The following is a 6,482-nucleotide window of genomic DNA, read 5'->3' on the forward strand; positions in this document are numbered from 1 at the left end:
CTCAGGTGGATTAGTCGCGCATCGGCCGCGACGGGAAAGCTCAGAATTTGCTCAAACTTTTTCGGGCGCCACCCTCGCGGGGGCCTGTTCCTGAGACCCGCCCGTTTCACCTGAAACGGGCGGCTCCGGTGACCGTTCGCGGACCGTCTGTGCCCGTTTGCTGACCGCATGATTCGGAACGGGGCGTTGGCGGCCCATCGGCCCCGTCCGCCGGGTAACACACGTTCATTTCGCGGAAACATCTCGACAACTCCATTGCCCCGCAGGGATTCCCGCGAGCTGACCTATGCTCAAATCTCCCCAGCATCCGTTGCGCCGGACGGTGGATTCTCTTTAGCCTCAGCGGGCAACGGTGCGAGGAGACTCGCCTGAACGAAGGGAGCGTGACATGGCGGACGGTTCCGGCAGGAAAGCGGAATATGCCAAGGGCTTGGGAGGTGTCTCCTCCCTGGAGTCGGCCCGGGCCGCGGTCGAGAAGATCCAGAACAACGTGGCCGAGGTCGCCGCGCGTTCGGGTGTCGGCGGCGACGAGGGCCAGGCTCTGCTGAAGCTCTTCCGCAGTTGGAACGCCGAAGCGCAGAAGGTGGTCATCCAGATCAGCAAGATGATCGACGCGCTCCAGGAGAACGTGACCTCGGCCAACCGCCTGGCGAAGGAGAACCAGGACCTGACCGAGGTGCTCAACAGCAAGACCAGCCAGGGTGTCTTCGAAGCGCTGCGCTGACCCAACCCCCCAGCGGCACCCGGCCCCCTGCGAAGAGGCCGGCACCCGTGAGCTTCCCGGGCCTCGACGCCCGGCCACCCGAGAGGAGACGTCATGGCCGACGGCATCATCGATGTGCAGTACGCCACGGTCCGGAACGCGATTGAGGAGCTGAAGGGCCAGACCCAGCAGATCATCACCACCCTCAACAACCTGGAGGACGAGCTGAAGCCGCTCGTCATGTCCTGGGAGGGTGAGGACCAGCAGATGTACCGCGGAGTCCAGGCGGAGTGGGACCAGGCCACCAAGAACATGGCCCTGCTCCTGGGCGACAGCGGTGACCTGGTCCAGAGCATCCACGACAACCACTCCCGTGACGAGCGCAAGAGCGCCGACAACTGGGGCAATGTGCGAGCTCGCTGAGGTCCTCCGTGCGGGTCGTGCGGGGGAGTCCCCCGGCACGGTCCGCACGGCAGGTCCCCGGGGCCGGCCGGACTCCACGTCGTCCGGCCGGCCCGCGTTCCGTCCGGTACCGAACGGCAGGAGGACGTCCCATGGCCGGTGAGAAGGCCGACGTCAAGCATTTCGACCTCAAGCAGATGGAGAACTTCCGGGACAACGAGGTGCAGCCTGTGTACACCAGGGCGAAGAAGCACCGGGAGGACGGCGAGCCGCCCAACATCCGGCCGCTCGGTGACCTCATCGACGGGCACACCAGCCCGGACAACCTCGTCCAGGGCCAGCAGCTGCTGCGCATCGGCAAGATGGCCACCGAGGCCCTGGTCTCGGGACCCAAGCTGATCGAAGGCGTCCGTACGGCGGCCGAGGCCATCGACAAGCTGCTCGGTGACCAGATGGAGCTCTTCAAGGAGCTGCAGGAAGCTCTCACCGACACCATCGAAGAGGCCAACAAGACCAAGAACAAGAACCTGGACGCGATCGACGCCCAGACGCTGCTGCAGACCTTCGACGAGGTCGACACGCTCACCAGCGGGTCCTCGGAGACGAACGAGACCTGATCCCCTGCCCCGCGAGGCATCGGTGCCCCGCCCGGCACACGCTGTGAGAGAGACCCGGCTGCACGTCCACACCACGGGGCGGCGCGCCGGCGCGGACGACAACAGACCAGAAAGGGTCCCCGGTGCCCGATAGGTACGATCCCACATCCGTCGAGAACGTCGACAAGTACGAGGACGTCGGTGGAGCATCGTCCGACACCTGGGCCGGCCTGGTCACCCACATCACCGGTTATCCGGTGCCCGACCGCACCACCATCTTCGACAAGCTCCGCTCCGACCACGGCGGCAAGCTCTTCCGGATGGACATCAAGGAGCGCAGCCTCGGCCTGCTCGTCAAGGACTCCGGCTTCCTGCAGAACAAGGGCGAGGACTACGACATATGGTTCTTCGACGGCGGCAAGAAGCGCTCCATCATGCAGGCCCGCATCGTCTTCGAGGGGCGGGTGAAGGCCGGTGAGGAGATCATCTTCGCCGGAACCGACTCCGACGACGTGCACAACGTCGACGTCCGTGAGGGAAACGAGTTCACGGACTACAACAAGGACAAGATGAGCACCGTCCCGCTCGCCCAGTACATGAACGGGCCGCGGGCAGCGCTTCTCGAACTGCTGACGGGCGACACGAAGAACGCCCGGTTCAGCAACCTCGGTGTGGCCGACGAGGCCGTGGTGGACCTGAACTCCTTCAACCGCGCGGGGGAGTCCTTCGACTTCGCGGCCAAGTTCTTCAAGGACCAGGCGCCGCTGCTCAAGGACTGGGAGGACCGCTTCGGCAGGGAGGACGCCAGCTGGAAGGGCGACGCCGCGGACGTCTTCCGGAGCCTGCTGAAGAAGGTCCGCGAGAACTACGACAGCTACGTCGAGACCTTCAACTCCTCGCCCGGCACGGGCGACGAGGCCGGGACGGGCAACACCCTCTACTCGCGGTCGCTGTCGCTGGGACGCTCGTACCTGGTGGACGCCGCCAACACGCTGCTGGCGGCCTGGCTGAAGTGGGCGAAGTCCCCCTACTACGACCCGCACCGGGTGCTGCGCTACGTCCTGGACGACCTCGCCCAGTGGGTGGACACCGAGAACGTGGCCAAGACGGAGATCAAGTCCTACACCAGCCGCTACTCGACGACCGTCAGCCACAGTCCGAAGGAGGGGTTCACACAGGTGCACCCCGAGTACGGGGACCTCACCGACATCGCCAACTGGGCCAAGGTCGGCGACAAGGCGGTCGAGATCTGGAACAAGGGCGTCGACGACCTGCTGATCACCCCCGCCCGTCAGGTGCAGTCCACCCTGAACAACCACTTCCTCGACCTGGGCAAGGACTTCGCCGAGAACGTTCCCAAGCCCAAGTCGACCAGCACGGCCTCGGAGGAGTACGAGAAGAAGAAGCTGGAGGAGGAGAAGGAGGAGATCAAGAAGGAGAACGAGGAGAACAAGAAGTACCAGGACGAGCTGCGCGAGGAGCAGAGGAAGCAGCGCGAGGAGGACAAGAAGTACCAGGACGAGCTCCGCGAGGAGCAGAGGCTCCAGCGCGAGGAGGACAAGCGGCTCCAGGACGAGCTGCGCGAGGAGCAGAACAAGCAGCGCGAGGAGGACAAGAAGTACCAGGACGAGCTCCGCGAGGAACAGAAGAAGGAGCAGGAGGAGGCCAAGAAGCTCCAGGAGGATCTGCGGAACGAGCAGAACCAGCAGCGCGACGAGGACAAGAAGTACCAGGACGAGCTGCGCGAGGAGCAGAAGCGCGAACAGGAGGAGGCGAAGCGGGAGGCCGAGGAGCAGCAGAAGCTGGTCGAGGAGAGCCTCGGCGGCCTCAACGATCCGAACGCGGTCAACACGCAGAACCTCGACGACCTGTTCAACGTGCCGGTCACCGAGAGCAACGGCGATCTCGGCAACCTGAACAATCCGGGTGGGCCCGGCGACCTCAACAACGCGATCACCGAGGAGCTCGGCAGCCTCGGCGACGTGAACAACCCCGGTGGCGAGAACCAGACGCCCCTGGGTGTCACACCGCCCGTGTCCCAGAACCTCGGCAGTCTCGGCAACCTCAACGGTGGCCCCGGCGGCACGAAGAACGCCACGGACGCGGCCAACCAGGCCATCAGCCAGAACCTCGGCAGCCTCGGTGATCTGAACAGCGGGGCCGGTGGTTCCCTGGACACGCCGACCGGGGGCAGCGCGCAGCTCGGTGAGAGCGGTCTGACGACGGACTTCCCGGACGGCAGCAGTTCGACGTTCGATCCGGACAGCGGTGTGCTGACCACCACGCATCCGGACGGCAGTGTCACCACGCAGGATCTGGGCAGCGGCGCGCGGGTGACGAACCCGGACGGGTCGGTGACCTCGCTGGGTGACGACGGGAAGCTGACGACGACGTTCCCCGACGGCACGAAGCAGGTCGTGGACCCGGCGACCGGCCAGGCCCTCCTCACTGCCCACCGACTCGATCGGTGACCTGGGCAGCCTCGGTGATCTCAACAGCGGGGCCGGTGGTTCCCTGGACACGCCGACCGGGGGCAGCATCGAGCTCGGTGAGAGCGGCCTGACGACGGACTTCCCGGACGGCAGCAGTTCGACGTTCGATCCGGACAGCGGTGAGCTGACCACCACGCATCCGGACGGCAGCGTCACCACGCAGGATCTGGGCGACCTCGGGCAGGTGAACAATCCGGACGGGTCGGTGACCTCGCTGGGTGACGACGGGAAGCTGACGACGACGTTCCCCGACGGCACGAAGCAGGTCGTGGACCCGGCGACCGGCCAGGCCGTTCGCGGACGGTGGCTCGACGCGCTTCGATCCGGAGAGCGGGATGCTCACCAGTACCGGCCCGGACGGCTCCGTCGTGGAGACCGACCTCACCCACGGGGCGAGGGTGAACAACCCTGACGGCTCCACCACCTTCCTGGACGACGGCCAGCTGACCACCACCTTCCCGGACGGCTCCAAGCAGGTCATCAACCCGGACACCGGTGTCGCCACCGTCACCGACGCCCAGGGCAGGACCGAGACGGTGGATCTGAAGGATCTCAACACGTCCATCCCCACCAACAGTTCGGGGATCTTCGACGATCTGGGCGGACTCGGCGACCTCGATGGTCTCAACGGCTCCGGCGGCGGTGGCGGCACCACCAGCCGCGACGTGCCGCTGTCCGAGCTGGGTCTCGGCGGGGGCCAGATCACCGCCGGCGCGTCGGGCGGCGGCATCCCGGGTGCCTCCTTGGACGGTCTGACCACGGGCCAGGTCGCCCCCCTCTCCGACAGCGTCTCCGCGGGCGCGGGAACCCCGCTCGCCGCCGCCGGGGGCGCCGGAGGCGCCCCTGGTGCCCCCGGCACGCCCGGCACGCCAGGCATGCCGATGGGCGGCGGCATGGGCGGCATGGGCGCCGGAGGGGACAAGGGCAACGGCGAGCGGGTGCGTTCCGTCCTGGTCGACGCGGCCGAGGAGAGCGAGCGCCGCACCCGCCGCAGGCGCAGCCCGTGGAACCGGCAGGAGGACAGCGACACCTTCCTCTCCCCGGCCTCCCGGGTGACGACCACCGGCGGCGATTCCCCCGAGGAGCCGGCCGAGCCGGGCCGCAGGGTCACCACGTCCGCCGACTACCTCGAGGAGGACGCGGACGTGTGGGGCACGGAGGAAGGCGGCACCCCGTCGGTGATCGGCCGGTGACCACCGTTCAGGAGCGGCGCCCGCTGCTGTGAGAGGGGCCCGGACCGACCCCGGCTTCCGCAGCGGGGTCGTCACCAGGCAAGATCAACACAGTCGCCGCACGACAGGAGACCGGGGCCGGTCACGGCCCTGAGGACGCCAGGGCGTCCGGACCCACGGAAACACGGACGGAGAGGGAGGGAACGAGCATGACGGAACCGCTGGAGAAGCGCCTCGAAAAGGCCATGGCCGAACTGCAGTCGGCCCAGGAGGCTGTCGCACGCACCGAACGAGAGTTGCGGACGGCGTCGTTCGCGGCACTCTCCTCCGACCGTGCGGTCCGGGCCACGGCGGGACCGCAGGGTGAGCTGACCGGGATCGACTTCCTGGAGAACAAGTACCGCGACATGTCACCGCAGGAGTTGGCCGCCAGTGTTCTGGAGGCGGCGAACGCGGCGCGCCTCAAGATGAACCGCCATGTGATGAAGGCGATGGCGCCCTTCACCGAGCCCAGCAGCAACGTGCCGGAGCTCAAGGGCTTCGAGATGGACTGGGAGCGTATCTTCGGTCCCGAGGTGCTGCGCGAGGACGACGGGGACACGGCGCGTGATGCCCAGGCGGCGCCTGCCTGGCGCGACGCGATCGGCGAAGAGGGGGAGGACTGACGATGGGACAGCGGTACTACGTAGACCCGCAGCGCATCGAGGCCCTGGCCAAGCAGTTGGAGGAGATCGGCACCCTGACCAGGAGCATGACCGAGGAGTTCCTCGACGAACTGGCGCCCACGGTCAGCTGGCCGGGCACGGAGGGCGAGTTCGCCGAGAAGGCGAAGCCGCAGGAGCAGAAGGAACGGCAGACCACCAAGGACACCATGCTGTCCATCCGTGACGCGCTGGTGGGCATCACCGACGCCACGCTCAGCAACGTACGGATGATGAAGGAAACCCGCGACCGCAACATCGAGAGCCTCGAGCGGAACACCAGCCGCATCGACACCGATGGACTCGACGGCCCGGGCGGGCATGGGCGTCGCTGACCTCCGCGCCGCAGGCCGCTCCCACGCCACGACGGGAGCGGCCGCTCCGTCCTGCCCGCACGGGCACGAGGACGGCCCCCG

General features: G+C 67.3%; 7 protein-coding genes. All 7 read left to right on the forward strand.

The window, feature by feature from the left end; all coding sequences use genetic code 11:
• Positions 1–388 precede the first annotated feature (388 nt).
• The 7 genes from IA22_RS0125555 to IA22_RS0125580 all read left to right on the forward strand — a co-directional run bounded on the left by IA22_RS0125555 (position 389) and on the right by IA22_RS0125580 (position 6,401).
• On the forward strand, positions 389–724 hold the full coding sequence (locus IA22_RS0125555; RefSeq protein ID WP_014153549.1) for a hypothetical protein: 336 nt from the start codon (positions 389–391) through the stop codon (positions 722–724).
• Positions 725–817: 93 nt separating this feature from the next.
• Positions 818–1,126, forward strand: coding sequence for a WXG100 family type VII secretion target (locus tag IA22_RS0125560; protein WP_014153548.1), 309 nt, complete (start codon positions 818–820; stop codon positions 1,124–1,126).
• A 131-nt stretch (positions 1,127–1,257) separates the two neighbouring features.
• Positions 1,258–1,722 (forward strand): type VII secretion system-associated protein, encoded by a 465-nt coding sequence (locus IA22_RS0125565; RefSeq protein WP_014153547.1) that lies wholly within the window; start codon positions 1,258–1,260, stop codon positions 1,720–1,722.
• 122 nt (positions 1,723–1,844) lie between these two features.
• Positions 1,845–4,172: an AAWKG family protein gene (locus IA22_RS34260; protein WP_421702133.1), complete on the forward strand. Its 2,328-nt coding sequence runs from the start codon at positions 1,845–1,847 to the stop codon at positions 4,170–4,172.
• A 356-nt stretch (positions 4,173–4,528) separates the two neighbouring features.
• The gene (locus IA22_RS38315; protein ID WP_234434594.1) at positions 4,529–5,386 is read left to right on the forward strand and encodes a hypothetical protein; all 858 of its coding nucleotides are present in this window, start codon (positions 4,529–4,531) and stop codon (positions 5,384–5,386) included.
• A 188-nt stretch (positions 5,387–5,574) separates the two neighbouring features.
• Positions 5,575–6,030 (forward strand): YbaB/EbfC family nucleoid-associated protein, encoded by a 456-nt coding sequence (locus IA22_RS0125575; protein ID WP_014153545.1) that lies wholly within the window; start codon positions 5,575–5,577, stop codon positions 6,028–6,030.
• A 2-nt stretch (positions 6,031–6,032) separates the two neighbouring features.
• Positions 6,033–6,401, forward strand: coding sequence for a hypothetical protein (locus IA22_RS0125580; protein WP_014153544.1), 369 nt, complete (start codon positions 6,033–6,035; stop codon positions 6,399–6,401).
• The last annotated feature ends 81 nt before the right edge of the window (positions 6,402–6,482 follow it).

This window comes from Kitasatospora papulosa (assembly GCF_000717245.1).
GTDB lineage: Bacteria > Actinomycetota > Actinomycetes > Streptomycetales > Streptomycetaceae > Streptomyces > Streptomyces papulosus.